Below are 26,484 nucleotides of genomic sequence, written 5' to 3'. Positions count from 1 at the left end.
CAACAAGCCCCTTCGTCAGGTGACGACGAGCGGCAGCGCGACGGCGAACACCGTCTCCCCCGGCCGGCTGGTGACGGCGACCTCGCCGCCGTGGGCGTCGACGACGGCCTTCACGATGGCGAGCCCCAGTCCGGTGCTGCCGGCGTGCCGCGAGCGCGACGAGTCTCCGCGCACGAAGCGTTCGAACAGGGTGGGCAGGAGCGACTGCTCGATGCCCGGCCCGTCGTCGGCGATCGTCACCACGGCGAGCCTGCGCCCCTCGGGGTCGGCGGTCTCGGTGACACCCACCCGCACCGTCGTGCCGGCCGGTGTGTGCACCCGCGCGTTGGCGAGCAGGTTGGCGAACACCTGGTGAAGGCGGAGCGCGTCTCCCGACACCGAGACGGGCTCTTCGGGCAGGTCCAGCTCCCAGTGGTGGTCGGGGCCCGCGACGTGGGCGTCGCTCACGACATCGACCAGCACGAGCGAGAGGTCGACCTCGTCGAGGGCGAGCTCCGGCTTGGCGTCGAGCCTCGCGAGCAGCAGGAGGTCTTCGACGAGCGTGGTCATGCGCGTCGCCTCCGACTCGATGCGGCCGAGCGAGTGCGACACCTCCTGGGGCAGCTCCGGCGCCGTGCGGCGGGTCAGCTCCGCGTATCCGCGGATCGAGGCCAGCGGCGTGCGCAGCTCGTGGCTCGCGTCGGCGACGAACTGCCGCACCTTGTTCTCGCTGCGCTGTCTGGAGGTGAGGGCCTCGGCGACGTGTTCGAGCATCCGGTTGAAGGCGAGACCCACCCGCCCCACCTCCGAGCGGGGGTCGGGATTCGGCACGCGCTCGGCCAGGGCGACCTCGCCGCGGTCGAGCGGCAGTTCGGCGACGCGGGTCGCCGTCGCGGTGACCCGGTCGAGCGGGCGCAGCGCAAGCCTCGTGACGACAAGCCCCGCCACCCCCGCGATGGCCATGGCACCGACCGTGACGGCGACGATGGTGACGATCTGCTGCGAGAGCGTGCTCGTGACGTCGGAGAGCGGCAGGCCCGTCACGATGACCGCCCCGTCGCTCGTGATGACCTGCGACTCGACGCGGTAGGCGCCGAGGTCGTCGATGGCGACCGTGATCGGCTCGCGGGAGGCCGTGAGCCCGTCGAGCGCCGACAGCTCGGCGGTGGTGAGCGCCAGCGCCTCGCCGCTCTCGTCGAGCACGAAGCCCTGCGTCGCCTCGCCGCCGGCGACGAGCGCCACCATGGTTCCCGCTGCCTGGCCGAGGGTGAGGCCACCCTGCGGACCAGGGCCCTGAGCCCCGGTGAGCGCGCCGATCGTGCGGTTCGACGCTTCGCGCAGCTGGTCGTCGAGACGGCTCACGAGAAAGCCGTTCAGAGCGACCGTGCTGACGACGCCGATGATGACGCCCGCGAGGGCGATGAGTCCGAGCACACTCAGGATGAGCGTGCGGCGCAGCGTCACAGCGCCGGCTTCAGCATGTACCCGGCACCGCGCACCGTGTGGATCATGGGGGTGCGGCCGGCGTCGACCTTCTTGCGCAGATAGGAGATGTAGATCTCGACGACGCTCGACTTGCCGCCGAAGTCGTAGCTCCACACCCGGTCGAGGATCTGCGCCTTGCTCAGCACACGCCTCGGGTTGCGCATGAGATAGCGCAGCAGCTCGAACTCGGTGGCGGTGAGCTCGATCGGGTCGCCGTCGCGGAAGACCTCGTGGCTGTCTTCGTTCAGCTCGAGGTCGCCGACCATGACGATCGGGTCGTCGGCGTCGGCCACGACGAGAGTGGAACGACGGATGAGCCCGCGCAGGCGCGCGACCAGCTCCTCGAGGCTGAACGGCTTGGTGACGTAGTCGTCGCCACCCGCCGTGAGCCCTGCGATGCGGTCGTCGAGGGCGTCTTTCGCCGTGAGGAAGAGCACGGGGGTCTCCTGCCCGTCGCCGCGCACCCGGTTGAGCACCTGCAGGCCGTCGATGTCGGGCAGCATCACGTCGAGCACGATCACGTCGGGCCGGAACTCGCGCGCGATGGTGATCGCCTGACGGCCCTCGCTCGCCGTCTTCACCTCCCAGCCCTCGTAGCGCAGCGCCATCGACAGCAGGTCGGTGAGCGTGTTCTCGTCGTCGACGACGAGCGCCCGCACCGGCGAGCCGTCGGCGCGGCGCAGCCGTGGCTGCTTGGCCGCCTGGGAGGAGTTGCCGGAGCCTGAGAGGAGGGAGCCGTCGAGAGTCACAACTCCCAGTATTGGCAGTCGGCTATGAGGAGTCTATGAGCCGACACAGACGCGTCTGAGAATCGTGGAGCACGGATGCGCGGCGTGGGTGACGAGGGTGTCGGCGGCGCAGGTGAGAATGGAGCGGTGACCGATCTCATGCTCTCCTTCCCATGGGAAGACGAGATCGATGTCGCGCCCCCGCCCCCGCCGCACCTCGCCCGGGTGGTCGCCGAGTCGAGCGACCGGGTCGCCTGGCTCCGTGCACGCAGTCGAGGTGTCACCGCCACCGACGCGGCGCGGCTCTCGAGCGACGCCGCGGTGCGCTCGGTGGCGTGGGAGAAGTTCCACGGCACCGGCTTCACCGGGAACGTGTTCACGCAGCACGGTCGCGAGCGTGAGCCCGAGATCGCGGCCTGGGTGCTGCGCGAGCACGGCATCGAGCCGAGCGTCGCCCTGTTCCACGCGGCCCGCGAGCGCCGGCACCTCGCGACCCCCGACGGTCTGCGTCTCGACGGCGACGGCACCCTCTTCCTCGCCGAGATCAAGACGACCTCGAAGCCGTGGTCGCGCATTCCCCGCGGCTACCTGCGCCAGGTGTGGTGGCAGCAGTACGTGCTCGGAGCGGAGCGCACCCTCGTCGTCTGGGAGCAGCACCGCGACTTCGTTCCGGTCGCCGCCGAGCCGCGCTGCCAGTGGGTCGATCGCGACGAGTCGGAGATCGAGCTGCTGGTGCGGCGCGCCGACGAACTCCTGGCCTGGATGCGCGGGGAACGCGGCGAGCGCCGGGCCCGCTGACCCCGGCTGCACTTCAGACCGGTGACGACTCGGTCGCGGTGGTGAGGTTCGGCTCGGGAACCGTGACGTCGGGGGCGCGAGCTGCGGCGGCACGGTCGACCGCCTGGAAGGCAGCGAGACCGACCAACCAGCCGAGGGCGACTGTGGTGGCGATCAATTCGAGCACACCGCCGAGCTCGGTCGCGAAGCGCAGCAGTGACAGCAGGCCGCCGAGCCCGGCGATCACCGCGACGACGACCGCGGCGACGAGCGAGAACCGTGCCAGACGTGCCAGTCGCCGGTCGACCGCCGCCTGAAGCATCACGAACGCGGCGGCGGCGAACCCGATCACCGCGCAGCTGGTGTGGATGAGGTCTTGCCAGGTGAAGCGGTCGCCCACGGGGAGCGGGCAGTATTGCGTGCAGGTGACCTGCGAGGCGATGCCGAAGCAGATGGCGGCGACGCCGAGCACGAGGCTCGAGGGCACGACGGCGAGCCGGCGCACCGAGGGGTCGAGGCGCGGCGCGACCAGCGCGACGACCAGCGCCGCGAGCGACACCAGCACCATGGCCACCTGGAAGATGCCGGCCGTCGGTTCCTCGGGCGCACCCATCTCACTCACGTAGAGGAAGCGGTCGGCGCCGAACCGTGCCACCCAGATGAGAGCGAGACCTGTGGCCGCCATGGCGGCGGCGAGCGCCAGGAGACCTGCTGCGACGAGGTCGGGAACGGGGAGGAGGGTGGTTCTGCGCATCCGCTCTCTCTCGGTCTCCGGGCGCTAGGTCACTGAATGTTACGACGCGGGGCGCTTGTTTGCACCCCAGTGACGTGTTGGTAACACCGGTGAATCATTCGGCACCTAGCGTGGAACACAGCCGAGAAGGCTGCGCAGAGCCGCGGGTAGCCCGAGCCCTCTTCTTGCGTGATCGAGGACGACGGAAGGCACAGCATGACCGAGCAGTGGAGTGGATCGACGGGCACGACGAGTACGACGCTCACACGCCGCAGCACGATGAGTGCCGCCGTGATCGACGGCTTCGGCGACGCCTCGGTGCTCGGGGTCGCCGAGGTGCCGGTGCCCGTGCGCGTGAACTCGGAGGTGCTCGTCAAGGTGGCGGCGGCGGGGGTGAACCCCATCGACGCGAAGACGCGCGGAGGCGCAGGTGTCGCGGCGGCGGTGTCGTCGTTTCCGTTCGTGCTGGGTTACGACTTCTCGGGTGTGGTGATCGAGACTCCCTTCGAGGGGCACCCGCTGCGGCCGGGAGACGAGGTGTTCGGCATCACCTCGACACCGCGCGGAACCGGCTCGTACGCGGAGTACGTCTCGGTGCCGAGCCTGCAGGTGACGCGCAAGCCCGGTTCGCTCTCGCTCCTCGAGGCCGCGGCGGTGCCGTCGGCCGCGCTCACCGCCTGGGGCGTCGTGGTCGACGTCGCCAAGGCGCACGAGGGGCAGCGGATGCTCATCCACGCCGGCGCAGGAGGAGTCGGCCACTTCGCCGTGCAGCTGGCTGCGTACTTCGGCGCGCGCGTGACAGCGACCGGCGCTGCACGCAACCAGGGCTGGCTGCGCGAGCTCGGCGCGTCGACGGTCGTCGACTACGAGGCGGCGCGGTTCGAAGACCAGGTGGGGGACGTCGATGTGGTGATCGACCTCGTGGGCAACGTCGCCGCCGAGACCGGCTCGCGGTCGCTGAAGGTGCTGCGACCGGGCGGACTGATCGTGAACGTGCCGACCGGCAGCTGGCCCGGGTTCGCCGGCGAGGCGGCGGCCGCCGGGGTGCGGTCGACCACGTACAAGGTGTCGCCCGACGCGTCGGCACTCGCTGTGATCGGCAGACTGATCGATTCGGGCGACGTGCGGGTTCACGTCGACGAGGTCTTCCCGCTCGATCGCGCCGCCGAGGCTCACCGGGCGATCGAGGCCGGCCACACGCGGGGCAAGCTGGTGCTGCAAGTGGGGTCGCTCCCCTTCTGATGTCGCGGCGCAGGCGGGCATTGGGCCGCACGGCGGGCGCCGCTGCGGCGTGCGGGATGAGCGAAGCGGACGCTTGGTGCGCAGCGGGGCACAGGGCACAGCGGGGCGCCTCCCGCACAACGTGGGCGGCCCAGGGCACAGCGGGGATCATGGGCAGGGTGTGAGTGCGGAGACGGCGGAGGAGAGGGTGCCGAGGCCGCCGAGCACGACGATGCGTGTGGGGTTCAGGCGGATGAGTTCGTCGAGCACCGGGCGGGGAACGCAATCGGGGCGCACGACGTAGAGGGGAGCCGCAGCAGTCGCCGCCACCGGCCCGCCGCTCAGCGCGTCGGCGAAGCCCGCCCCGCTCGCCAGGAAGACCGTGGCCGCAGCGGGGTATGCGGCTCGGTTCACGACGGCCGAGGTCTCGTAGCGGTTGGCGCCCGCCAGCCTGGTCGTCGAGCGGGCCGGTGAGGCCAGTGCCCGCTCGACCTCCACGCTCACCGATGCCGGTCCTCCGACGATGGTGAGCGATGTGACCCGAGGCGCCTCGAACACGGCGCGTTCGGGTGGCGACAGTGGCGCGACCCCGTCGACGAGCACGACAGGTGCCTGGAGACGCGCGGCAGCCGACGCCGATGACAGCGCATCGGGAAAGTCACGACCGGAGGCGAGCGTGAGTCGCGGGGCCGTCGGCGCACCGGCAATGTCGTCGGCGAGCAGCCGGCGTGAGACCTCGTAGCGGTCGGCACCATCGATGCGCGAGACCGTCGCGCCCACGGCGACCCTCGACACCTCGATCAGCACGTCGTCGCTCACCGAGGCCGCACCGCCGACCAGCACGACGCTGCTCGGAGTTAGCCGGCCGAGTTCGGCCGCCACACTCGCGGGGAGCCTGCCGGCCTGCACCAGCAGGAGCGGCGCCCGATGGATCGCCGCGATCGACGCCGCCCCGAGCGCGTCGGCGAATTTCTCACCCGACGCCAGATATACCAGCTCTGCGCGGGGGAACGCTCGCGCCGACACCAGCGCCGACTGCTCGTACCGGTCGGCTCCCGCGATCCGCTCCACTGCCACCCTTCTCGCTGTCGCCTCGCCCGCGGCCGAAACGACCTCCGGCGATCGTCCGTGCGCCGCCGCCGCCACGACCGAGGCCCCTGCCGGCGCCGACACGGGGAGCGAGGCCAGCATGGGCGAGAGCACGGCCGCGAGCGTGACGACGAGCGTGGCCGTGCTCGCCCCGCGCACCGGGTTCACGCAGCGCTCCGGGTGCGGCTGCCGGAGGGCGCGTTCGCCCCGGCGGCGGTGGAGAGGGTCGTCGTTCATCAAGGGACTCGCTTTCATCGGAATCACTCACTGTCGCAGCGATGAACCCGAGCCCCGGCCGAGGAGTTGCTACTCCGACGGTGGTGGCGCACCCTCGAGCTGCTGCTCGAGCACGAAGTCGTCGTGGAGTTCGTCGCCGACGAGGAAGGTCTTCGTGCCCACCCGCACGAATCCGCTCTTCTCGTAGAAACGGATGGCGCGTTCGTTGCGCTGGTTGACGCCAAGCCACACGCTCACCGCACCGAGCCCGGCCGCCGCCTCGAGCGAGGCGCTCATGAGCGCCGTCGCCACCCCGTGGCCGTGGAACGAGTCGCGCACGTAGCATTTGCTCAGCTCGACGGTGGGGCGGGTGGACACCGCTGCAGCGACAGCGGGATCGGTCGGCTCTCCACCCACCAGCATCGTGTAGCCCGCGATCTCGCCGTTCACGTCGGCCAGGAGAATCGTGCGTTCGGGCGACCTGAGGTAGCTGCTGAAGCGCTCCTCCGAGAGCTGGGTAGCGACGAACGTGGCGATCGCCTCCCGAGCCGTGCCGGGAGGGCAGGCGAGCTCGAAGGTCTCCGCGGCGACCGCCGCGACGATCCCCGCATCCTCAGGCCTCGCCCGCCGTACCCGTGTCACCATGGAGTCAACCTATCCCGCCGCCGCGGCCATCGATCGCCAGCGCGCGGCGACTTGCAGAACCCGGGCATTTCCTGTCATGCCTGCCCCGGTCTCGCCCAGCCGAGCGAATGGTGCACGGCCGGGCCGGGCCGGGCTGCTGCGTCGTGGGGGCGGGCGAGAACGACGCCCGCCCCCCACGTGCGTCAGCAGCTCCGCAGAGCGTCGACGCCCTTGCCGAGGGTGCCGAGACCGCCGAGCACCACCACCTTCTTCGCTTTCACCCTGGCGATGTCACGCAACACCGAGGGCGGTACGCAATCGTTCTGCACCAGGTAGATCGGCGAGCTGCCGTGACCCGCCGCCGGCCCCCCGCTCAGGGCATCGGGAAAGTTCGTACCGCTCGCGAGGTAGACCGTCGGGGCGGCCGTGAACACCTGATTCAGCGCCACCGAACCCTCGTAGCGATCGCGCCCGCTCTGCCGCTCCACCGTCCAGGGACCACCCCAGAGCGTCGACTCGATCGACGTCGAGATCGACGACGTTCCGCCCGCGATCCGGATGCCCGTCACGCTGAGCGATGCGAGCACGCCGTACTCCTCGGCACTGAGGGTCGACTTCGCACCGTCGATCAGCAGCACGGGCGCGTTCTTCGTGATGGCTGCGGGAGAGGCGGCCAGCGCATCAGGGAACCCGGCTCCCGTCGCGAGGTAGATGTCGGCCGAGTGGGGAACACCGAACACCGGGTGGGTGATGAGGGCGCGGGAGCCCGAGTACCGATCGGCGCCGGCCACTCGCGTGACCGTGGTGCCGGGGAAATCTCGGCCGATGCCATCGATCACGCTCTGTGCCACCGAGAGCGGACCACCCACCACGACGACGTTCTTCGGGTGGAGGCGCGCGATCTCGGTCTTCGTCTGTGTCGGCAGACTTCCCGTCTGCGTGAGCAGCAGGGGAGCTCCGTGCACACCGGCGACGGAGCCGGCGCTCAGTGCGTCGGGGAACTTCTCGCCGTTCGCGAGATAGATCAGCTCCGACGACGAGAACGACGCCTTCGAGACCCGGGCCGCCTGGTCGTAACGATCCGATCCCTGGATGCGGCTGATCGCGGGAGCAGCCGACACGGAGACCGTGCAGTCGATCGTCGCAGGCGGGACATCGGTGCGTGCGAGTCTCACGGTGAAGCTGAAGTCGCCCTCGGCCGAGGGAATGCCCGAGAACGCGTACGAGCCCGGAGCATCGGGCGCGAGCACGACTCCAGCGGGAAGCGACCCTGCGGAGATCGACGCGGCGGCGTGCGGGTCTGCCTCAGACACCGCCGGGGACGGCTGGAGCGCCACTCCCCTCAGCGCCTGCTGCTGAGGGCACAGCGGACCCGGGAGCTCGGCGTGCGCCGCGGCCGGGACCAGCACAGGGAGAGTCAGCGCCGCCAGCGCCGAGAGAGCGATGACGGCGCCCCGGGGGCGTCGAGGGGTAGCGGAGGAAGGAGCCACGGAGAGTTCACTTTCTGTCGAGGATGAGCGGGCGGTGGCCCGCACGCCCACTGTGCGGGCCACCGCCCGCGAGGCGTTCTGAGTACCCAGCTCCTGTGAACAAACTCCTGCCTGTGCAGGAGTCACCCCCTCGGCATGCGAAAGCGCGCCGGCCCGGGGACCGGCGCGCTGGGTGCACGCTGACGAAGAGACCGATCAGCAGGGCTTCAGGGCTGCGACCTCCGCACTGACGGTATTGGTGCCCCCGAGGACGAGGATCTCCGTCGCCCCGATGCGCTCGATGTCGTCGAGCACGCTCACCGGAACGCAGCTCTTCTGTACCAGGTAGATCGGGTTGCCGGTGTGGCCCGCCGCGGGGCCCGCGCTCAGCGCGTCAGGGAACAGCTCGCCGCTTGCGAGGAACGCGACTCGCGCCGTGGCGAACGCCTGGTTCACCGCGACCGCACCCTCATACCGGTTCACGCCGCTCACCCTCTTCGAGGTGAAGGCAGGCACGAGCGACGACTCGATGCCCGCGCTCACCGAGTTCGTGCCACCCGCGATGCGGATGTCGGCCACGCCCGCATCGTTGAGCGTCGCGATCTCATCCTGGGTCAGCGCGTTCTTCGACCCGTCGACGAGGAGCACCGGAGCGTTCGTCGTGATGGCCGCGGGAGACGCCGCCAGAGCATCCGGGAAGTTGCGCCCGTCGGCGAGGTACGCCATCGGGCTGCTGGGCACGCCGAAGGTCGCGTCGGCGATCAGCTTTCGCGAGCCGTCGTAACGATCGACGCCGCCGATGCGAGTCACGGTGGGGTGCGACGACACCTCCTCCAGTTCACGGAGCACAGAGTCGCCGATGGTCAGCGCTCCGCCCACGACTACGACGTCGTCGGGCGCGAGCCGCTCGAGCTCGGTCGCTGTGCTCGCCGGAAGGGCGCCCGCCTGGGTGAGAAGAAGGGGCGCGCCGTGCACACCGGCCACCGAGCTGGCACTGAGCGCGTCGGCGAACTTCTCGCCGCTTGCCACGTAGACCGTCTCGGCCTCCGAGAAGATCGACGCGGAGACCCGCGCCGCCTGGTCGTAGCGGTCGGTGCCCGCGATGCGGATCGGCGCGGGCAGCTCGCCGACGACCATCGTGCAGTCGACCGTCTTCGGGGGCGCGTCTTCGAACACGGCCTTGACGGTGAAGCTCGACGTGCCGGCCATCGAGGGCTTACCGGAGAAGGCGTAGGCGGCACCTCGGGGGCTGCCGGTGAGGACGACGCCGGCCGGGAGCGAACCCGCCGAGATCGTGACGGTGGCGTCTTCGTCGTTCGGGGTGAGCGCCGGTGAGGCGACGAGGTCGATGCCCACGTTCGCACGCGCCTGGGGGCAGGTGGGGTTGTAGGGGTTAGGCGCGGCAGCCTCGGCCGGGAGGGGCGCCGCGGTGGCCGGAGCGGCGAGCAAGGCGCCCGCGACGAGCGCGAGCCCGAGGGCCCCGCTCGCGAGAGAGAGTCGTGAGGTGATGCGGTCGGTCAAGACGGGGTCGCTTTCTGGGTGAAGGGATGGGTACCCTCCATCGTCTGACCGCCGGTCCCGGCGTTGTTATGAGCAATCCCTACTCATTGCGCGCATCCCGCACTCCTATCCGGGTCAACGCAAGAAGGGCCCGCCGCGAGGCGAGCCCTTCCTGATCGAACGGTGCGAACTAGATGGCGTTCACATCGAGCGGGATGCCGGGACCGAAGGTGGTCGACACGGCGCCCTTCTGGATGTAACGACCCTTCGAGGCGCTCGGCTTGAGGCGCACGACCTCTTCGAGGGCTGCCTTGATGTTGTCGTTCAGCTGCTCCTCCGAGAAGCCGGCCTTGCCCACGACGAAGTGCACGTTGGCGTGCTTGTCGACGCGGAACTCGATCTTGCCGCCCTTGATGTCGTTCACGGCCTTGGCCACATCAGGGGTGACGGTGCCGGTCTTCGGGTTGGGCATGAGGCCGCGCGGGCCGAGCACCTTTCCGAGACGACCGACCTTGCCCATGAGCTCGGGGGTGGAGACCGCCGAGTCGAACGCGGTGTAGCCACCGGCGACCTTCTCGATGAGCTCGTCGCCGCCGACCTCGTCGGCACCCGCCGCGATGGCGGCTTCGGCCGCCGGGCCGGTCGCGAACACGATGACGCGCGCGGTCTTGCCGGTGCCGTGGGGCAGGATGACGGTTCCACGAACCATCTGGTCGGCCTTGCGGGGGTCGACGCCCAGTTTCAGCGCGACCTCGACCGTGCTGTCGAACTTCGACGAGCCGGTCTCGCGAGCGAGCGAGACGGCCTCGGTGGGCGTGTAGTACTTGCCGGCTTCGATCTTCTCGGCCGCGGCGCGGTAGGCCTTCGACTTCTGTGCCATGTCAGCCTCCTCCTTATGCCTCGACCGTGATGCCCATGGAACGGGCGGTACCGGCGATGATCTTCTCTGCTGCTTCGACGTCGTTGGCGTTCAGGTCGGCCTGCTTCTGCTCGGCGATCTGGCGCACCTGCTCACGAGTGAGCTTGGCGACCTTGACGGTGTGCGGGGTGGAGGAGCCCTTGGCGACTCCGGCCGCCTTCTTGATGAGCTCCGCCGCCGGCGGGGTCTTCAGGATGAAGGTGAACGAGCGGTCTTCGTAGACCGTGATCTCGACCGGGATGACGTTGCCGCGCTGCGACTCGGTCGCAGCGTTGTAGGCCTTGCAGAACTCCATGATGTTCACGCCGTGCTGACCAAGCGCCGGACCGATGGGCGGTGCGGGGTTGGCGGCGCCGGCGTTGATCTGAAGCTTGATCAGACCTGTGACCTTCTTCTTCGGTGCCATATCTTCTCTTCTCTCTCGAACCGCACGGTCGTGCGGCGCTCCCACCACGGGGCTTCTCCCCGCAGTGGTGTGACGGATGCCCGCGAGGGCAACCGAAATATCTTAGCCGATGAAAGCGGTGACGCCTACAGCTTCGTGACCTGGTCGAACGAGAGCTCGACCGGGGTCTCGCGCTCGAACAGGGAGACGAGCACGGTGAGCTTGCCGCTCTCGGGCTTGATCTCGCTGATCGAACCGGGGAGCCCGGCGAACGAGCCCTCCTTGATGGTGATGGTCTCGCCGATCTCGAAGTCGACCTCGGCCTGGACGGTGCGGGCCGCGGCCTTGCCGCCCTTCGCCGACGACGACTTCGCGGCCGGAGCATCCTGAACCTCGACCAGGCTCTTCAGCATGTTGAAGGCCTCCTCGAAGCGCAGCGGCGTCGGGTTGTGCGAGTTGCCCACGAAGCCCGTGACGCCGGGGGTGTGACGGACGACCGACCAGCTGTCCTCGTTGAGGAACATGCGCACCAGCACGTAGCCGGGGATGCGCACCCGCGTGACCAGCTTGCGCTGGCCGTTCTTGATCTCGACGACGTCTTCCATCGGAACCTCGACCTGGAAGACGAAGTCCTCCATGCCCATCGAGGTCTTGCGGCTCTCGATGTTCGACTTCACGCGCTTCTCGAAGCCGGCGTAGGAGTGGATGACGTACCACTTGCCGGGAAGGGTGCGGAGCTCGGCGCGGAAGGCGTCGTACGGGTCGACCTCGGTCGCCTCGCCTTCGTCGCCCGCGCCGTCGGTCGCCGACTCGACAGCTTCGGCAGCACCATCGATCGGCTTGTCGGCGTCAGCGGCCTCCGGGTCTTCGAGCACGTCGAGAACGGCGGCCGCCTCGTCGAAGCTGTCGATGTTCAACGCATCGTCGACCACAGCATCCGCTTCGGGGTCGGCTGCCTCGTCGATCGCCTCGAGGAGGGCATCGAGATCGGCGGGCACGCCGGCTTCATCGGGTTTTGCGTCAGACAAGGAATTCGTTTCCACTTCTCTCGGTCGGGATGCGTCGATCAGGCGGGATCGCCGAAGACGACGACCGCGAGCCACCCGAACAGGGTGTCGAGACCCACGACGATCGCCATCATGATGACGACGAACACGAGCACGACGAGCGTGTAGCTCAGCAGCTCGCGACGGGTCGGGGTGACGACCTTCTTCAGTTCGGTGAAGACCTGCCGGATGAAAAGGGCGATACGGGCGAACGGGTTGCGCCTGGCAGCCCGCTCTTTTTTGGCGTTCTCGACGACGTCTTCGGAAGGTTCGTCGATTACTTTGCGTGCCACCGTGTCAGTACCTTTCACAAACAGGAGCAGGGCGGACAGGACTCGAACCTGCAACCTGCGGTTTTGGAGACCGCTGCTCTACCAATTGAGCCACCGCCCTAAGCGAGATGAACCCTGGGGCTTCGCTATGCTCGCATTCAGCAGGTGGGCCGAAAAATTGGCATAGAAAAGCTTGGCGGATTCAACCACCGACAGACAGTGTAGGTCAGATCGCAGAGCACCGCAAAGGCGGTACGAGACGGAGCAGCGGATGCGCAGCGGGGCTTTGAGAATCGGGTTCGTCGCAACCCTCGGCGGCCTGCTGGCGTTCGCGCTCGGCTACTCCTTCGTGCAGTTGTCGACGGTGGTGATCTGCATCCTCGCCTCGCTGTTCCTGGCGCTCGGCCTCGATCCGCTGGTGCGCTGGCTCACCCGCCGCCGCATCCCGCGCGGCTGGTCGATCGTGATCGTGTTCGCCATGGTGATCGCGTTCGGCGTGCTGGTCTTCTTCCTCGTCATCCCCGCGGTGATCGACCAGACCACGGAACTGCTGCAGAACCTCCCCGCTGCGGTCAAGAACGTCACCGAGCAGAGCTGGTTCACCGAGGTCTTCGGGTCGTCGGTCGACGGCAAGAAGCTGCTGGACGACCTCAACACCTTCCTCTCCGACCCGAACAACCTCGCCGCCCTCGGCGGCGGCGTGTTGAAGATCGGCGTCGCGCTCATCAACGGCATCTCGGGCGGGATCCTCGTGCTCGTCCTGACCCTGTTCTTCCTCGGCTCGCTCGACGCGGTGAAGAACAGCTTCTACGTGCTCGTCCCGGCGTCGCGGCGGGCGGGGGTCGTCTCCATCACCGATCAGATCGTGCGGTCGATCGGCAAGTACGTGAGCGGTCAGGTCATCCTGGCGGGCACCAACGGCGTCTTCGGCTTCATCGCCATGCTGGTCGTCGGGGTGCCCTACGCGGGTGCGCTGGCGGTCGTCGCGTTCCTGTTGGCGCTCATCCCCCTCGTGGGCACGATCATCAGCGCCATCCTCATCACCTTCGTCGCGCTGACCGTCTCACCGGTCGCGGCCATCGCCATCGGCATCTACTTCCTCGTGTACATGCAGGTCGAGGCATACGTGTTCAGCCCGCGCATCATGAACAAGGCGGTCGATGTGCCCGGCATCCTCGTCGTCATCGGCGCCCTCGTCGGCGGAACCCTGCTCGGGGTGCTCGGTGCGCTCATCGCCGTGCCGGTCGTCGCGAGCATCCTGATCATCGTCAAGCAGGTCGTCGTGCCCCGGCAGGCACTACGGTGACCTCGTGACCGACATCAGCACCCCGACGCTCGTCACGAGCGCGATCGGCCTGCTCACCATCACGAACCCCATCGGCAGCCTGCCGATCTTCCTCAACCTCACCAAAGATTTCGATGTCGCCCGGCAGAAACGGCTCGGGCTCCTGGTCGGCATCGCCGTGTTCGCGGTGCTCACGGTCTCGCTCATCGCGGGCAGCTTCGTGCTGCAGGCGTTCGGCATCGACCTCACGTCGTTCCGCATCGCCGGCAACCTGCTCGTGGCGACCATCGGCTGGGCCATGCTCACCGCGAAGAGCAACATCGTGACGGTGAGCGACAAGCAGTCGCCCGTCGTCGTTCCCCTCGCCATCCCGGTGATCGCGGGGCCTGGCGCGATCAGTCTCGTCATCACCTTCCAGGAGACCTATTCGAGCCTGTTCGACTACGGGATGGGGGTGCTCATGATCCTCGCCGTGTCCATCGTCATCGCCGTGGCGCTCTACTTCGCGCCGCAGGTCGCGCGCATCGTGAAACCCACGGGCATGAGCATCGTGACACGCGTGTTCGGGCTGCTGCTGCTCGCCATCGCGGTGCAGTCGATCCTCGGCGCCCTGACAGACGCCTTCCCGGTTCTCACCAAGTAGTACCGGGCGCCGGTTCAGTAGGCTTGTGGGCGTGACACACCCACGCATCTCCGCACGCATCGCCGCCATCGCCGAATCCGCCACGCTCAAGGTCGACGCGAAGGCCAAGAGCCTCCAGGCCGCCGGCCGACCCGTGGTCTCCTACGCCGCCGGCGAGCCCGACTTCCCGACGCCCGAGCACATCGTGGAGGCCGCCGCGGCGGCGGTCCACGACCCGAGGAACCACCGGTACACCCCGGCCGCCGGGCTGCCGGAGCTCCGCGAGGCGATCGCGGCGAAGACACTGCGCGACAGCGGCGTCGAGGTCTCGCCCTCGCAGGTGATCGTCACGAACGGCGGCAAGCAGGCCGTCTACCAGTCGTTCGCGACCCTGCTCGACCCGGGCGACGAGGTGCTGGTGCCCACCCCGTTCTGGACCACCTACCCCGAGGCCATCGCCCTCGCCGGCGGCGTGCCCGTGCAGGTGTTCGCGGGCAGCGACCAGGACTACCTCGTCACCGTCGAACAGCTCGAAGCCGCCCGCACGGAGCGCACCAAGGTGCTGCTGTTCGTCTCGCCGTCGAACCCCACGGGCGCCGTCTACTCGCCCGAGCAGACCAAGGCGATCGGCGAATGGGCCGAGGAGCACGGACTGTGGGTCGTCAGCGACGAGATCTACCAGAACCTCGTCTACGACGGGCTCACCGCGGTGTCGATCGTCGACGCGGTCCCCGCACTCGCCGACCGCACCATCCTCGTCAACGGGGTCGCGAAGACCTACGCGATGACCGGATGGCGGGTGGGCTGGATGGTCGGCCCCGCCGACGCGATCAAGGCCGCCTCGAACCTGCAGTCGCACCTGTCGTCGAACGTGTCGAACGTGTCGCAGCGCGCGGCGATCGCCGCCCTGACCGGCCCGCAGGACACCGTCGCGGTCATGCGCGACACCTACGACCGGCGGCGCAAGCAGATCGTGGCCGGGCTCAACGCCATCGAGGGTGTGCGCACCCCGTTGCCGGAGGGCGCGTTCTACGTCTACCCCGATGTGAGCGGACTGCTCGGACGCAGCTGGGCCGGGGTCACGCCGACGACCTCGCTCGAGCTCGCCGACCTCATCCTCGACCAGGTCGAGGTGGCGACGGTTCCGGGCGAGGCGTTCGGACCGAGCGGGTTCCTCCGACTGTCGTATGCGCTGGGAGACGAGGCTCTGGCGGAGGGCGTGGCGCGCCTGCAGCGCTTCTTCGCCTGAGCGCAGCCCTGGTCGCACGGTCGTCCTTCAGTGCGGTATTCGGTGAGAAAGTCTCGCCTCGGAGGCACTTGACTCGGTAGAGTTTCGCTCATGTTCAGGCATGGGTGGCTCCGGATGCTCGGGGCGGCTGTGTGCGCGAGTGTGCTGGTCGGTGCGGTCTGGCTGATGGCACCGGCGACGAGCACACCGTCGGCGCGCGCTGCTGCGCCCCTGGTGTCGGTCTCACCCCCTGCGGGCTCGGTCGTCGCCCTGGCGGCGGGTGCTGCGGGTGTCGAGATCGAACTCGCCGGCTCCGACGACGCCGGAAGCACCATCAGGGTGACTGCTTCCGTCGAGGGCGACCTCGCGGAACTCTGCGAGACGACCGCGCTGGCCGACGAGAGCTGGAACTGCACTCTCGTCGATCCGCCCGACTTCGAGGGGCCCGCCACCGTGAGCAACGGAACGGACAGCTCCGCCCTCGCCTTCGGCGTGCTCCACGCGCCGACCATCGACGGCGACCCGGGCCATCCCGGGGTGCTCACGTCGACGATCTCGTCCGACACGCCCACGCAGACGGTCGGCGGGGGCGGGCACCCGGGAGCACTCCTGGCGGTGGCCTTCGACGACGCGTCGGGGTGCTCCACCACCGTCGACGCGTCGGGGCGGTGGGAGTGCGTGCTGGCCGGCGTGCCGGCCGGTGCGGGACCGTTCCGCTTGGTCGCGGCGCAGGCCTATGCGGCGGCTCCGGGGTATCCCGCGGCGAGCGCGCCGGTGCAGTTCGTCGTCGACGAGGTGCCGTTCATTCCGACACCTCCGCCGACGCCCGGTCCGTCGCCGTCGCCGTCGGCGACTCCGTCCCCGAGTCCGTCTCCCACGACGACACCCTCCCCGTCTGCGTCGCCCCGCGCCACCCCGTCGCCGGAAGCGGCGACGCCGGCGACCGTCTCCCCCTCGAGCGCGGCGGAGCCGTCGGGCGACGACCAGGCGAACGAGACGCACGAACTCGGCGGCGACGACGGCACGGCCTCGGGTGGTGCGCCCGCGCAGCGGTCGGCAGAAGCGCCTCCGGTCCGCCCGGGGGCGAACGGGGCCCCGCTGGAGACTCCCCTCGGAGACGGTTCGCTGCTCGCGCGGTCGGGCGACGAGCGTGGGGCGGCAGCACAGCCCGTGAAGGCCGCGACGGCCCCACCGGAGGGCCTTGCTGCGCTCCCCAGTCTCACAGAACTCGGGTCGAGGTCGCTGGGGGACCACGCACGGGCGGCGGTGGGCGCACTCGGGGTGATCCTGCTTGTGCTGCTCCCTGGCGGCATCCTGGAGTCGACCCTAGCGGCCAACCGTGCCCGCATCCGTCGCTCAGCACCCGTTCGGCGTCTCGCGCAGGTCTTCGCCACCCGGGGCGCGAGGCGGACTTCGGTCGACGAGCAGCCTGCCGCACCTGAGCCCAACCGACACCTCACACGCCGGCTGGGAGTTGCCGGCACACTGATCGCAGGCGCAGCCATGGGCGCCGCGGTCGTGCCCGGAGCCTTCACGGGCCCGGCGGGTCTGCACTTGTTCATCGTGTTTCTCGCGGCAAGCGCGATCGTGTGTCTCGTGCCCGGATTCGTCGCACTCCTCTTCGCGGGGCGTCCGGGAACCCGTGCGCACGGCGGGTTCGAGGCGCAGCTCTGGCTGCTGCCGCTGACCACACTCACCGTTGTCGCATCGCGGCTCGGCGGTGTGGCGCCCGGGTTCGTGTTCGGACTCGTCGTGGGCGTGACGCTCGCGCCCGGCCTCAGCCGGTCGAGCACGGCGCGGGCACTTCGCGCCGGAGTCGTGGCCTGCCTGGTCACCGGAGTCGGCGCGTGGCTCCTCAGCGGGTCGCTGCGCGACCTCGCCGGTGCGATGTCGTCGGTCTCCGCCGACTCGGTGCCGCCGCCGACGCCTCTCGTCGCCCTCGTGGGCGGCGCCGCGGCCGCCGCCGACGTGCTGACCGTCGTGGCGACGGCGGCGCTCACCGGGCCCGTGGTGTCGCTGTTGCCGCTGCGTTTCCTCGACGGCCATGAGCTGCGGCGGGCCCTCCCCCGCTCCTGGGCGGCCTGCACCCTGGCCGCGGTCACCACCTTCGCCTTCATCGTCGCGCCCGACCGCGACGCTTGGGATGCGGTGGCCGGCGATCTCCTCCGCTGGGCCCTCATCGCCGCCGCCGTCACCCTTCTCAGCCTCGCCATCTGGGCCTACTTCACCTTCGTACCCGAACGCCCCGCTCCCGCCCACACCGGCAACTCCACCCCGCCCTCGCACTCGGCCTCCCGCGACACCCCCGAACCCGTGCGCTGACCCACCAGCCTTCGAGAACCCGGAGCTTCGAGAACCCGGACCCTCGAGACCCAGAACTTCGAGAACCCAGACCCGTTCACCTGCGACGTCTGTCGCGAACTCACCACAGAGTTCTGTCGCGCTCAATGCGCCAAGTGGCGCCATTCCAGCACTTCGTGCTACCTCGACGACGCGTGTGACGCATCCCCCGCGGCGCGCTCGATCGGTAGCCACAACTCGGTGATGGCGGTGCTGAAGTCGTCGGCTCGGTCGAGAATCGCGACGATGGACGGACCCGGCCGGAGCCGCCAAGGGTTGGACGGAAACCAGTCGGTCGCGGTCGCCGCCCACACCTTCTGCAGCGCGGCCGGGTACTCGCCCTCGGTGCGGAAGATCGCCCAGGTGCCGGCCGGAACCTCGATCGTGTCGAGATCATCGTCCACCGGGGTCGTGTCTGCGACTGCAACACCGTGCAGGTAGGTCAGTTCGCTGCCCTCGGCGTAGTCGGGGTCGACATCGGCGGTGACTTGGAGCAGACCAGCCGGTTCGTCGTCGCTCAGGGCCTTCAAGCGTGAGTGCTCCGTCGTCGGCAGCGAGGCGATGTGCGCTTGGATGTGCGGATTGATGCCCTCGTGGATGAGCGGCACGGTAGCGGCGTGCCCGACGAGCCGGAACGCCGGTCGGTCGGTGATGCGGGTCTCCATGGTGATGTTCCCTTCTACGGTCAGGCGGAACCTGAGCTGCGATTGCTGTCGAAGGGGGCCGCCGTTTCGCTTGACGTCACCGATGCTGAGACCGTGCACCGACCGGAACGCCCGGCCGAAGGCCTCGGTCGACCCGTAGCCGTAGCGCACCGCGATACCCAACAGGTCCCCGCCGCCGAGGATGTCGGCAGCCGCGACCGACATGCGACGACGCCGGATGTACTCCGATAGCGACATCCCGGCGAGCGACGAGAACATCCGCCTGAGGTGGTACTCCGTCGTGCCGAGCCGACTCGCCAACGACGCCACGTCGAGGTCGTCGGTCAGGCGATCCTCGATCAGCTCGATCAGCCGGTTCAACTCCGCGATCATGCGCCTCCTTCGACACCCACCCTTCCGGGTCGTCACGACCGGCACCCTACTATCGCGGTCCGATCGGATCGTCGCTGTGCTCACTACCGAGACGAGGCCCGCGGAGCGGGTAGCGGGGTAGCGCGGGGCGCGCAGCGCGCGGCGTCAGCGGATGAGGCGGGCGACCTCGCGGGCGAGGGGCTCGCGGATGAGGTGGTCGGCCCGCGGCACCTGGTGGAGGCCGACGTGGTGCATGGAACCGAGGCGTTCGATCGTGGCGGGCACGATGACCTGGTCGCGAGCGCCGTAGACGACGTCGATCGGCACGGAGACCTGGGCGAGATCGGTCATGGTGGTCTGCGTCTCGATGCAGTGCTGCATCGAGAGCGAGAAGGCCGCCCAGGACTCGTCGTCGATCTTGAGGGACCCGTTCGGCATCCAGCGCGAGAACCGGCCGACGTTGCTGACGATGGTGAGCTGGTTGCCGCGCACGAAGCGGTAGAACCACAGATACCCGCCCACGCGCAGCCGCTGCCCGAGCTCGTCGATGTAGCGACGGTGCGGGTAGATGGGTGGGGAGACGAGCACGAGATGCGAGAGTTCCTTGCGATGCACCGCCGCGTAGCGGGCAGCGATCAGACCGCCCAGGCTGTGCCCCACGAGCGTGAACTGCCCGCGCAACCGCAGCGACCGAACCGTCTTGTGCAGCGCCTGCACGTGCTCGTCGAGCGTGAAGCTCGCGGCATCACCGGCGCGCGACCCGCCGAACCCGAGGAGATCGATGGCGATCACCCGGTACAGCGGTGACAGCAGCGGCACGATGCCCCGCCAGCTCGCCGACGACGACGCGATGCCGTGCAGCAGGATGACAACCGGGCCCGACCCCACGTCGACCGCGACATTGAGCAGCCGCGCCGGGGTTTGACGTTCGCGCAGTCGTGCAAACATGATCTCACCTCACTTCTATACATGAGAATACATCACAGCGCGGCGGTCGGGGCGGGTGCGGAGCCCGTTCAATGAAGCTGCAACGCCGCCCGCCATCCCCCGACCGGCGGACCGCACTGTCCCCCCGGCGACCGCTGGTGGTGCGGCCCGCCACTCGCGACGATGATGTCATGGGATCCACCTCAGCCTCCGGCACCGCCGTCAGCGTCCGCGGCCTCCAGAAGCGCTACGGCTCCTTCACCGCCGTCGACGATGTCTCCTTCGACATCGCGCACGGCGAGACCTTCGCCCTCCTCGGCCCGAACGGCGCCGGCAAGAGCACGACAGTCGAGATTCTCGAGGGCTATCGCGACCGCACCGGCGGCGAGGTGAGCGTGCTCGGCACCGACCCGCAGCACGGCAAGCTCCCCTGGAAGGCCCGTCTCGGCATCGTGTTGCAGCAGTCGGGCGAGAGCGCCAACCTCAGCGTGCGCGAGCAGATCAAGCACTTCGCCGGCCTCTACCCGAATCCGCGCGACGTCGACGAGGTGATCGCCGCCGTAGGGCTGGACGAGAAGGCCGGGGCGCGCATCCGTTCGCTCTCCGGAGGCCAGCGACGCCGTGTCGATGTCGCGCTCGGCATCGTCGGCAACCCCGAGCTGCTGTTCCTCGACGAGCCCACCACCGGGTTCGATCCCGAAGCCAGGCGCCAGTTCTGGGTGCTCATCAGGTCGCTGGCGCAGTCGGGAACGACGATCCTGCTCACCACGCACTATCTCGACGAGGCGGCGCAGCTCAGCGATCGCGCGGCGGTCATCGTTGGCGGCAGGCTGGTCGACATCGGCCCGGTGGGCGCCCTCGGCCCCGCCGAAGCGCGCGTGCCGATCGTGCGCTGGCGCGACGGCGACCGGACGCACGAAGAACGCACCGAGAACCCGGGCCTCCTGGTGAGCCGGCTGATCGCCGAGCGGGGCGGCAGCACCGAACCCGACGGTCTCGAGATCGTGCGCCCCTCCCTCGAAGACATCTACCTCGACCTCGTCGCCGCCGCAGAGCGGCCCGACCCGCAGGGCACCGACCCGCAGGGCACCATCCCGCAGGGCACCGCCCCACACGACGCCGCCCCGCAAGGCGCCGCCCCACAGTCCCCCACCGCAGAAGCCACGACCCCGGAGGGGAGCGCCGCCGGATGACCACCCCCGCGAGCACGAGCACGAGCACGACAGCCGCCCCCACCCCCATGGCCACCCCCGCCCACTTCGGCCCCCTCCGCACCCTCCGCATCGGCCTGAAGCGCATCGCCTACGAGGTCACCGTCTACTTTCGTGCCGGCGACACCGTGTTCTTCACCTTCCTCTTCCCGGTCGTGCTGCTCGGTATCTTCTCGGTCGCCTTCGACGGCCTGGGCGAGGTGCGGAGCCCCGACGGCTCCGCCGCCCTCTCGCAGGCCGCGTACTATCTGCCGGGCATGATCGCGGCCGGCATCCTGCTGAGCGGGGTGCAGAACCTCGGCGTCGACATCGCCATCGAACGCGGCGACGGCACCCTCAAACGTCTCGCCGGCACCCCCATGCCCGTGCTGTCGTACTTCCTCGGCAAGATGGGCCAGGTGCTGGTGACCTCGCTCGCTCAGGTCGCGCTCCTGCTGCTGCTCGCTCGCGTCGCGTTCGGGGTCGAGCTGCCGGGCGATGCGGGCAGCTGGCTCACCTTCGCGTGGGTGTACCTGCTCGGCATCACCACCTCGGCCGTGCTCGGCATCGCCATCTCCCGCCTGCCCCGCACCGGCAAGAGCGCGACAGCAGTCATCATCCCGCCGCTGCTGGTGCTGCAGTTCATCTCGGGCGTCTTCCTCGGCTTCACGATGCTGCCCGGCTGGCTGCAGACGGTGGCGAGCATCTTCCCGCTCAAGTGGATCGCCCAGGGCATGCGCGCGGCCTTCCTGCCCGACTCCTTCGCGGCCGCCGAGCAGGGCGGCAGCTGGAACCTCCTCGGTGTGGCCATCGTGCTCGGCGTCTGGCTCGTGGCCGGGGTCGTGGTCTGCCGCGCCACCTTCCGCTGGATCAGGAAAGACGCATGACGAGCGGATGCGCGCCCGGGCGGCGAAGACACGAATCCCCACTGGCTAGGGTGGGCTCATGAACCCGCGCTGGTGGCAGATCGTCGTGGGCGGGGTTCTGGTGCTCGTCACCGGGCTGGTCTCGATCACCGCGACGGCCGTGCCGTGGGCGACCCCGGCGGCAATCGGGCTGCTCGGCGCCTTCGCGCTGTTCTTCTACACCGTCGGACGGCGTGGGCTCACCGAGAACCGCTGGCGCATCCCGTTGCTCGTCGCGCTGTTCGTGCTCACCGCCGTCGGCACGGCACTCTCCCCGAACATGGCCGTGCTGCAGGCCATCGCCTACCCGCTCATCTGGGTGCTGGTCGACGACGAGCCGCTCCTGCGGCCCATCCTCGTGAACGTCGTGCTCGCCGTCGCGGTAGGACTGGGTTTCTACATCTGCTTCGGCGGAGGGCTCGACGCCCTCATGCAGGCGGTGGTGATCGAGGGCATCTCGCTCGGCCTCGGCGTGGGCATCGGGGTGTGGTTCACGCTCGAGATGCGCAAGAGCGAGGAGAAGTCGCGGTTGCTGACCGAGCTCACGGTGGCACAGCGGCAGTTGGCGGCGCTGCACCACGAGGCGGGAGCGGGCGCCGAGCGCGAGCGGCTCGCCCTGGAGCTCCACGACACGATCGCCCAGAACCTCACCAGCGTGGTCATGCTCGCACAGCGGGGGCTCACCCGCGGTGACGATCGGGAGGCGGTGAGAAGCGACCTCGCACTCATCGAGGAGGTGGCGCGCGACGCACTCACCGAGACGCGAGTGCTCGTCGCCGCCACGGCGCCGGTCGAGGTGGAGGGTGGGCTCGCCCTCGCGCTCCACCGGCTCGCCCGTGGTTTCGAGCGGGAGACCGGCATCGTCATCTCCACCGAGATCGACGAGGTGGGAACCGTTCCGCGCGACCTCCAGGTCGTGCTGCTGCGCTGCGCGCAGGAGGCTCTCGCCAACGTGCGCAAGCACTCGCGCGCCACACACGCGCGCCTGGCGCTGCGGCGACCGGAGGGCGTGGGGGGCGACCTCGAACTCGTGGTCGCCGACGACGGCGTCGGCATCGGCGTCGGCATCGCCGACTCCGCCACCCTGCGCACCGACCCCGGCGGCTTCGGCCTCGACGGCATGCGTCAGCGGCTGTCGATGGTGTCGGGCGGACTGCAGGTCACGGCTCTCGCCCAGGGCGGCACCGAACTCGTCGCCACGGTGCGGACGGGGAGCAACGCCGACGCCACCGACTCCACCGACTCCGCCACCGACCGAGCCGCACCGGGCGCCCGCGTCGACGACACCGCCGTCAGCACCCTCGCCCCCACCCACCGAACCGACCCCGACAGAACGGACGAGGCATGAGCATCCGGGTCCTGGTGGTCGACGACCACCCCATCGTGCGCGGCGGCATCGTCGCGCTGCTCGAGCAGGCTCCCGGCATCGAGGTCGCCGGGGAGGCCTCCGACGGCCTCGCCGCCGTGGAGCGGGCGGCCGAGCTGCAACCCGACGTCGTGTTGATGGACTTGCGTCTGCCCGGGCTCGACGGCTCGCAGGCGACGGCGCGCATCATCGCTGCCGACCCCGGCATCCGGGTGCTCGTGCTCACCACCTATGAGAGCGACGACCACATCCTCGACTCCATCGAGGCGGGAGCGAGCGGGTACCTGCTGAAGGCCGCGCCCCAGGAGGAGATCATCGCGGGGGTGCGCGGCGTCGCCGACGGGCAGACGGTGCTCGCGCCCAGCATCGCCACGAAGCTGGTGCAGCGGATGCGCGATGCCCCCGCTTCTCCCCCATCGCTGAGCCCGCGTGAGCTCGACGTGCTGCGGCTCGTCGCGCAGGGGCGCAGCAATCCCGAGATCGGGCGCACCCTGTTCATCGGAGAGGCGACGGTGAAGACGCATCTGCAGCACGTGTTCGAGAAGCTCGAGGTCTCCGACCGCACTCGTGCTGTGACGCGCGCGATGGAGCTGCGGCTGCTCTGAGGCGGGAGCGAGCAGCCCTACGCGTTCTCTTTGCGGAAGGTGCGGGTGCCCACCCACAGGCCCAGGGCGAAGAGCACGATCGTCCAGATCACGCCCCACATCGTGGTGATCGTGAACAGGTTGCCGATGAACAGTTCGCGGATGGCGTTCACGATGTACTTCGTCGGCATGAAGTCGGAGACCACCTGCAGCCACTCCGGCCCGATGGTCATCGGCAGCAGGATGCCCGAGAGCAGCAGCACGGGCAGCGCGATGCTGTTGATGACGGGGGCCATCACGTCTTCGCTCTTGGTGGTGAGGGCGAGGGCGTTCGAGGCCGCGGCGCAGGCTGCTCCGAGCAGCACGGTGAGCAGGAGCCCGACGACCATACCGGGGATCGACCCGGTGAGCCCGAACGCGAAGGCGAGCCCCACCAGCACGAGCCCCTGCACGAACAGCTGCAGCACGTCGCGGAGGATGCGCCCGAGCAGCAGCGCGGTGCGGCTCGCCGGCGTGACCCGCTCGGCCTCGATGACCCCCGCCCGCCACTCGGCGATGAGCCCGAAGCCCGCGAACAGCGCCCCGAACAAGCCGAGCTGCACCAGCAGCCCGGGCACGAAGAGGGTGTACGCGTTCTGCGCGCCGAGCGTTCCCGCGAGCGGCTCGAGCAGGGGGCCGAACAGGCACAGGTAGAGAATGGGCTGCACCAGCCCGATGATGACCCACGCGGGGTTCCGCAGCGCCAGCCGCAGCTGCCGCCGGAAGACGATGAAGGTGTCGCGCCAGAACATGGGCTACGCATCCTCTCTCAAAGAGCGGCCGGTGAGGTCGAGGAAGACGTCGTCGAGGGTGGGCCGGCGCACCTCGATCGACTCCAGGGCGATGCCCGCGGCATCGAGGGCACGGATGAGGCCCGCGACCTCGTGACCCGCTCCGCGCACGCGGGCGCTGACCGAGGCTCCATCGGCCACCAGCTCGGCGTCGGCGATGCGCCCGAGCAGCTCGGCCGCCGCCGCACCGTGGGCGGGGTCGGCGACGACGAGCTGCACGAGGTCGCCCGCCACCTGCCGCTTCAACGCATCGGGGGTGTCGCTCGCCACGATGGAGCCGTGGTCGATGACGAGGATGCGGTCGCACAGCGCATCAGCCTCGTCGAGGTAGTGGGTGGTGAGGAAGACGGTCGAGCCGAGGTTCGTGCGCAGATCGGAGATGTGGGTCCACAGGTTGGCCCTGGCCTGCGGGTCGAGGCCCGTCGTCGGCTCGTCGAGGAAGACGAGCTTCGGGTCGTGGACGAGACCCATCGCGATGTCGAGCCGCCGGCGCTGCCCGCCCGACATGGCCTGCGGCTTGCGCTCCCAGAGCCCGTCGAGGTCGAGCTGGCCGAACAGCTCGCGCCCGCGCGCCTCGGCTCGGCGCTGGCTGATGCCGTAGAGCATCCCGTGGTCGATGATCTCCTCGCCCGCCCGGGCCTCGGGTGAGGTGGAGCCGCTCTGCGAGACGTACCCGATGCTGCGCCGCACCTGCTGCGACTCGGTGGCGACGTCGTAGCCGGCCACGGTCGCCGAGCCCGCAGTGGGCTTCAGCAGCGTGGTGAGCATGCGCAGCGTCGTCGTCTTGCCTGCGCCGTTCGGGCCGAGGAACCCGACGATCTCCCCCTCGTCGACGTCGATGTCGACCCCGGCGACGGCTTTCACCTCGTCTTTCTGCTTGCCCCGACCGCGTCCCTCGAAGGTGCGCGCAAGACCTCGTGCGTGGATCACATGGACTCCCCTGCTCGACTTGACCAGCACCATTATTCAAACTTGAACACATCCTGTCAATGCTGAGTTGCTGATCGATGCGCGCTCATATACTCGGCGCATGGCCACGCTCACCACCCGCGCCCTGCTGCTCGGCGTCGCGAGCATCTTCGAGCCCGCCAACGGGTACCAGTTGCGGCGCGAACTGCTGTCGTGGGGTGTGGAGGACTGGGCGCACATCCGGCCCGGCTCCATCTACTCCATGCTCGCCACCTTCACCAAGCAGGGACTGCTCGAACGCCACGACCTGCGGGAGGGCGAGCGCGACGTGGCGGTCTACACGGTGACGGATGCGGGCAAGGCCGAATTGCAGGCACTGCTGCGCGAAGCGACGGTGACGGTGAACGCCATGGATCCCTCGGCGTTCAGGGTCGTCTTGAGCCTCGCACCCCTCATCTCCCGCGCCGACATGCTCGACGCCCTGCGTGAGCGCGAGCGCCGCTCGTCCGACACGAGCGCGGCTCTGCTCGAGCGCATCGCGTTCGTGGCGCGCGGCCTCGCTCCGCCGCACGTCTCACACAGCCTCGAGCTCGAGCTGCGGATGGTGGAGACCGAGCGCGCCTGGCTTGCCGAGTACATCGGCGCCCTCGAAAGCGGAGCGCTGGCCTTCGACGGGGAGGGCTTCGAGTGGTCTCCGCCCGAGAACGACGCCGGGTGGCAGATGGTGCGGGAGTCACAGCACTACCGGGAGCAGCTGGAGGGCTGAGCGGCCCTCCGCGCTCGGGGCGCAGGGGCTCGCGGCTCAGACCAAGGCGCTCAGGGCTCAGGTCGTAGGTGCT

At 69.5% G+C, this 26,484-nt stretch carries 26 protein-coding genes and 1 tRNA gene; 11 read left to right on the top strand and 16 right to left on the bottom strand.

Annotated elements, in window-relative coordinates; all coding sequences use genetic code 11:
- Positions 1-15: 15 nt before the first annotated feature.
- Positions 16-1,443 carry a sensor histidine kinase gene (locus tag ABFY20_RS03950; protein WP_368498644.1) on the bottom strand — a complete coding sequence of 476 codons (1,428 nt, stop codon included), beginning with the start codon at positions 1,441-1,443 and terminating at the stop codon, positions 16-18.
- Positions 1,440-2,213, bottom strand: a complete 774-nt coding sequence (locus ABFY20_RS03945) for a response regulator transcription factor (protein WP_368498643.1) — start codon at positions 2,211-2,213, stop codon at positions 1,440-1,442. The genes ABFY20_RS03950 and ABFY20_RS03945 overlap by 4 nt, the downstream gene beginning before the upstream one ends.
- Before the next feature lie 138 nt (positions 2,214-2,351).
- On the opposite strand from ABFY20_RS03945, the gene ABFY20_RS03940 reads away from it, so the two are divergent.
- Positions 2,352-2,990 carry a YqaJ viral recombinase family protein gene (locus tag ABFY20_RS03940; RefSeq protein ID WP_368499864.1) on the top strand — a complete coding sequence of 213 codons (639 nt, stop codon included), beginning with the start codon at positions 2,352-2,354 and terminating at the stop codon, positions 2,988-2,990.
- A gap of 13 nt (positions 2,991-3,003) precedes the next feature.
- On the opposite strand, the gene ABFY20_RS03935 is transcribed toward ABFY20_RS03940, so the two are convergent.
- Positions 3,004-3,723 (bottom strand): DUF998 domain-containing protein, encoded by a 720-nt coding sequence (locus ABFY20_RS03935; RefSeq protein WP_368498642.1) that lies wholly within the window; start codon positions 3,721-3,723, stop codon positions 3,004-3,006.
- Positions 3,724-3,918: 195 nt separating this feature from the next.
- On the opposite strand from ABFY20_RS03935, the gene ABFY20_RS03930 reads away from it, so the two are divergent.
- Positions 3,919-4,944, top strand: a complete 1,026-nt coding sequence (locus tag ABFY20_RS03930) for an NADP-dependent oxidoreductase (protein WP_368498641.1) — start codon at positions 3,919-3,921, stop codon at positions 4,942-4,944.
- Between the two features lie 147 nt (positions 4,945-5,091).
- On the opposite strand, the gene ABFY20_RS03925 is transcribed toward ABFY20_RS03930, so the two are convergent.
- From ABFY20_RS03925 to ABFY20_RS03885, 9 genes are all read right to left on the bottom strand, one after another.
- Positions 5,092-6,249, bottom strand: a complete 1,158-nt coding sequence (locus ABFY20_RS03925) for a cell wall-binding repeat-containing protein (RefSeq protein ID WP_368498640.1) — start codon at positions 6,247-6,249, stop codon at positions 5,092-5,094.
- A gap of 69 nt (positions 6,250-6,318) precedes the next feature.
- On the bottom strand, positions 6,319-6,873 hold the full coding sequence (locus tag ABFY20_RS03920) for an N-acetyltransferase family protein (protein ID WP_368498639.1): 555 nt from the start codon (positions 6,871-6,873) through the stop codon (positions 6,319-6,321).
- A gap of 182 nt (positions 6,874-7,055) precedes the next feature.
- Positions 7,056-8,342 carry a cell wall-binding repeat-containing protein gene (locus ABFY20_RS03915; RefSeq protein WP_368498638.1) on the bottom strand — a complete coding sequence of 429 codons (1,287 nt, stop codon included), beginning with the start codon at positions 8,340-8,342 and terminating at the stop codon, positions 7,056-7,058.
- 195 nt (positions 8,343-8,537) lie between these two features.
- Positions 8,538-9,842, bottom strand: coding sequence for a cell wall-binding repeat-containing protein (locus ABFY20_RS03910; RefSeq protein WP_368498637.1), 1,305 nt, complete (start codon positions 9,840-9,842; stop codon positions 8,538-8,540).
- A gap of 169 nt (positions 9,843-10,011) precedes the next feature.
- The gene (gene rplA, locus ABFY20_RS03905; protein ID WP_171705947.1) at positions 10,012-10,701 is read right to left on the bottom strand and encodes a 50S ribosomal protein L1; all 690 of its coding nucleotides are present in this window, start codon (positions 10,699-10,701) and stop codon (positions 10,012-10,014) included.
- A 13-nt stretch (positions 10,702-10,714) separates the two neighbouring features.
- Positions 10,715-11,146 carry a 50S ribosomal protein L11 gene (gene rplK, locus ABFY20_RS03900; RefSeq protein WP_171705948.1) on the bottom strand — a complete coding sequence of 144 codons (432 nt, stop codon included), beginning with the start codon at positions 11,144-11,146 and terminating at the stop codon, positions 10,715-10,717.
- A 125-nt stretch (positions 11,147-11,271) separates the two neighbouring features.
- Positions 11,272-12,123, bottom strand: a complete 852-nt coding sequence (nusG, locus tag ABFY20_RS03895) for a transcription termination/antitermination protein NusG (RefSeq protein WP_368498636.1) — start codon at positions 12,121-12,123, stop codon at positions 11,272-11,274.
- A 68-nt stretch (positions 12,124-12,191) separates the two neighbouring features.
- Positions 12,192-12,464 carry a preprotein translocase subunit SecE gene (secE, locus tag ABFY20_RS03890; RefSeq protein ID WP_171705950.1) on the bottom strand — a complete coding sequence of 91 codons (273 nt, stop codon included), beginning with the start codon at positions 12,462-12,464 and terminating at the stop codon, positions 12,192-12,194.
- Positions 12,465-12,491: 27 nt separating this feature from the next.
- Positions 12,492-12,564 (bottom strand) — tRNA-Trp (locus tag ABFY20_RS03885).
- 150 nt (positions 12,565-12,714) lie between these two features.
- Between ABFY20_RS03885 and ABFY20_RS03880 the strand changes: the two genes are divergently transcribed.
- From ABFY20_RS03880 to ABFY20_RS03865, 4 genes are all read left to right on the top strand, one after another.
- A complete protein-coding gene (locus tag ABFY20_RS03880; RefSeq protein ID WP_368498635.1) occupies positions 12,715-13,749 on the top strand; it encodes an AI-2E family transporter in 1,035 nt (344 codons plus the stop codon).
- Positions 13,750-13,753: 4 nt separating this feature from the next.
- The gene (locus tag ABFY20_RS03875) at positions 13,754-14,371 is read left to right on the top strand and encodes a MarC family protein (protein WP_368498634.1); all 618 of its coding nucleotides are present in this window, start codon (positions 13,754-13,756) and stop codon (positions 14,369-14,371) included.
- Between the two features lie 31 nt (positions 14,372-14,402).
- The gene (locus ABFY20_RS03870) at positions 14,403-15,599 is read left to right on the top strand and encodes a pyridoxal phosphate-dependent aminotransferase (RefSeq protein ID WP_368498633.1); all 1,197 of its coding nucleotides are present in this window, start codon (positions 14,403-14,405) and stop codon (positions 15,597-15,599) included.
- A gap of 90 nt (positions 15,600-15,689) precedes the next feature.
- Entirely contained in the window at positions 15,690-17,900 is a 2,211-nt protein-coding gene (locus ABFY20_RS03865; protein WP_368498632.1) for a hypothetical protein, read from the top strand.
- Between the two features lie 158 nt (positions 17,901-18,058).
- Here the strand turns inward: ABFY20_RS03865 and ABFY20_RS03860 are convergent, their stop codons facing one another.
- Positions 18,059-18,955 carry a GyrI-like domain-containing protein gene (locus ABFY20_RS03860; RefSeq protein ID WP_368499863.1) on the bottom strand — a complete coding sequence of 299 codons (897 nt, stop codon included), beginning with the start codon at positions 18,953-18,955 and terminating at the stop codon, positions 18,059-18,061.
- Positions 18,956-19,099: 144 nt separating this feature from the next.
- Entirely contained in the window at positions 19,100-19,882 is a 783-nt protein-coding gene (locus ABFY20_RS03855) for an alpha/beta fold hydrolase (RefSeq protein ID WP_368498631.1), read from the bottom strand.
- Positions 19,883-20,052: 170 nt separating this feature from the next.
- Here ABFY20_RS03855 and ABFY20_RS03850 point away from each other — a divergent pair, with 170 nt between their 5' ends.
- From ABFY20_RS03850 to ABFY20_RS03835, 4 genes are read left to right on the top strand one after another with little or no spacing between them, the layout of a single operon-like run.
- A complete protein-coding gene (locus ABFY20_RS03850; RefSeq protein WP_368498630.1) occupies positions 20,053-21,054 on the top strand; it encodes an ABC transporter ATP-binding protein in 1,002 nt (333 codons plus the stop codon).
- Positions 21,055-21,101: 47 nt separating this feature from the next.
- Positions 21,102-21,938 carry an ABC transporter permease gene (locus ABFY20_RS03845; RefSeq protein ID WP_368499862.1) on the top strand — a complete coding sequence of 279 codons (837 nt, stop codon included), beginning with the start codon at positions 21,102-21,104 and terminating at the stop codon, positions 21,936-21,938.
- Positions 21,939-21,996: 58 nt separating this feature from the next.
- The gene (locus ABFY20_RS03840) at positions 21,997-23,304 is read left to right on the top strand and encodes a sensor histidine kinase (RefSeq protein WP_368498629.1); all 1,308 of its coding nucleotides are present in this window, start codon (positions 21,997-21,999) and stop codon (positions 23,302-23,304) included.
- Positions 23,301-23,927 (top strand): response regulator, encoded by a 627-nt coding sequence (locus tag ABFY20_RS03835; RefSeq protein ID WP_368498628.1) that lies wholly within the window; start codon positions 23,301-23,303, stop codon positions 23,925-23,927. The genes ABFY20_RS03840 and ABFY20_RS03835 overlap by 4 nt, the downstream gene beginning before the upstream one ends.
- A 17-nt stretch (positions 23,928-23,944) precedes the next feature.
- Here the strand turns inward: ABFY20_RS03835 and ABFY20_RS03830 are convergent, their stop codons facing one another.
- Both ABFY20_RS03830 and ABFY20_RS03825 read right to left on the bottom strand, forming a co-directional pair.
- The gene (locus ABFY20_RS03830; RefSeq protein WP_368498627.1) at positions 23,945-24,697 is read right to left on the bottom strand and encodes an ABC transporter permease; all 753 of its coding nucleotides are present in this window, start codon (positions 24,695-24,697) and stop codon (positions 23,945-23,947) included.
- A gap of 3 nt (positions 24,698-24,700) precedes the next feature.
- Positions 24,701-25,666: an ATP-binding cassette domain-containing protein gene (locus tag ABFY20_RS03825; RefSeq protein WP_368498626.1), complete on the bottom strand. Its 966-nt coding sequence runs from the start codon at positions 25,664-25,666 to the stop codon at positions 24,701-24,703.
- Between the two features lie 100 nt (positions 25,667-25,766).
- Between ABFY20_RS03825 and ABFY20_RS03820 the strand changes: the two genes are divergently transcribed.
- A complete protein-coding gene (locus ABFY20_RS03820; RefSeq protein WP_368498625.1) occupies positions 25,767-26,411 on the top strand; it encodes a PadR family transcriptional regulator in 645 nt (214 codons plus the stop codon).
- Positions 26,412-26,484 lie beyond the last annotated feature (73 nt).

The sequence above is a fragment of the Herbiconiux sp. A18JL235 genome (assembly GCF_040939305.1).
Lineage (GTDB): Bacteria > Actinomycetota > Actinomycetes > Actinomycetales > Microbacteriaceae > Herbiconiux.
Note: the sequence above shows the minus strand (reverse complement) of the source record. Positions and strands in the feature narration are given on the sequence as shown.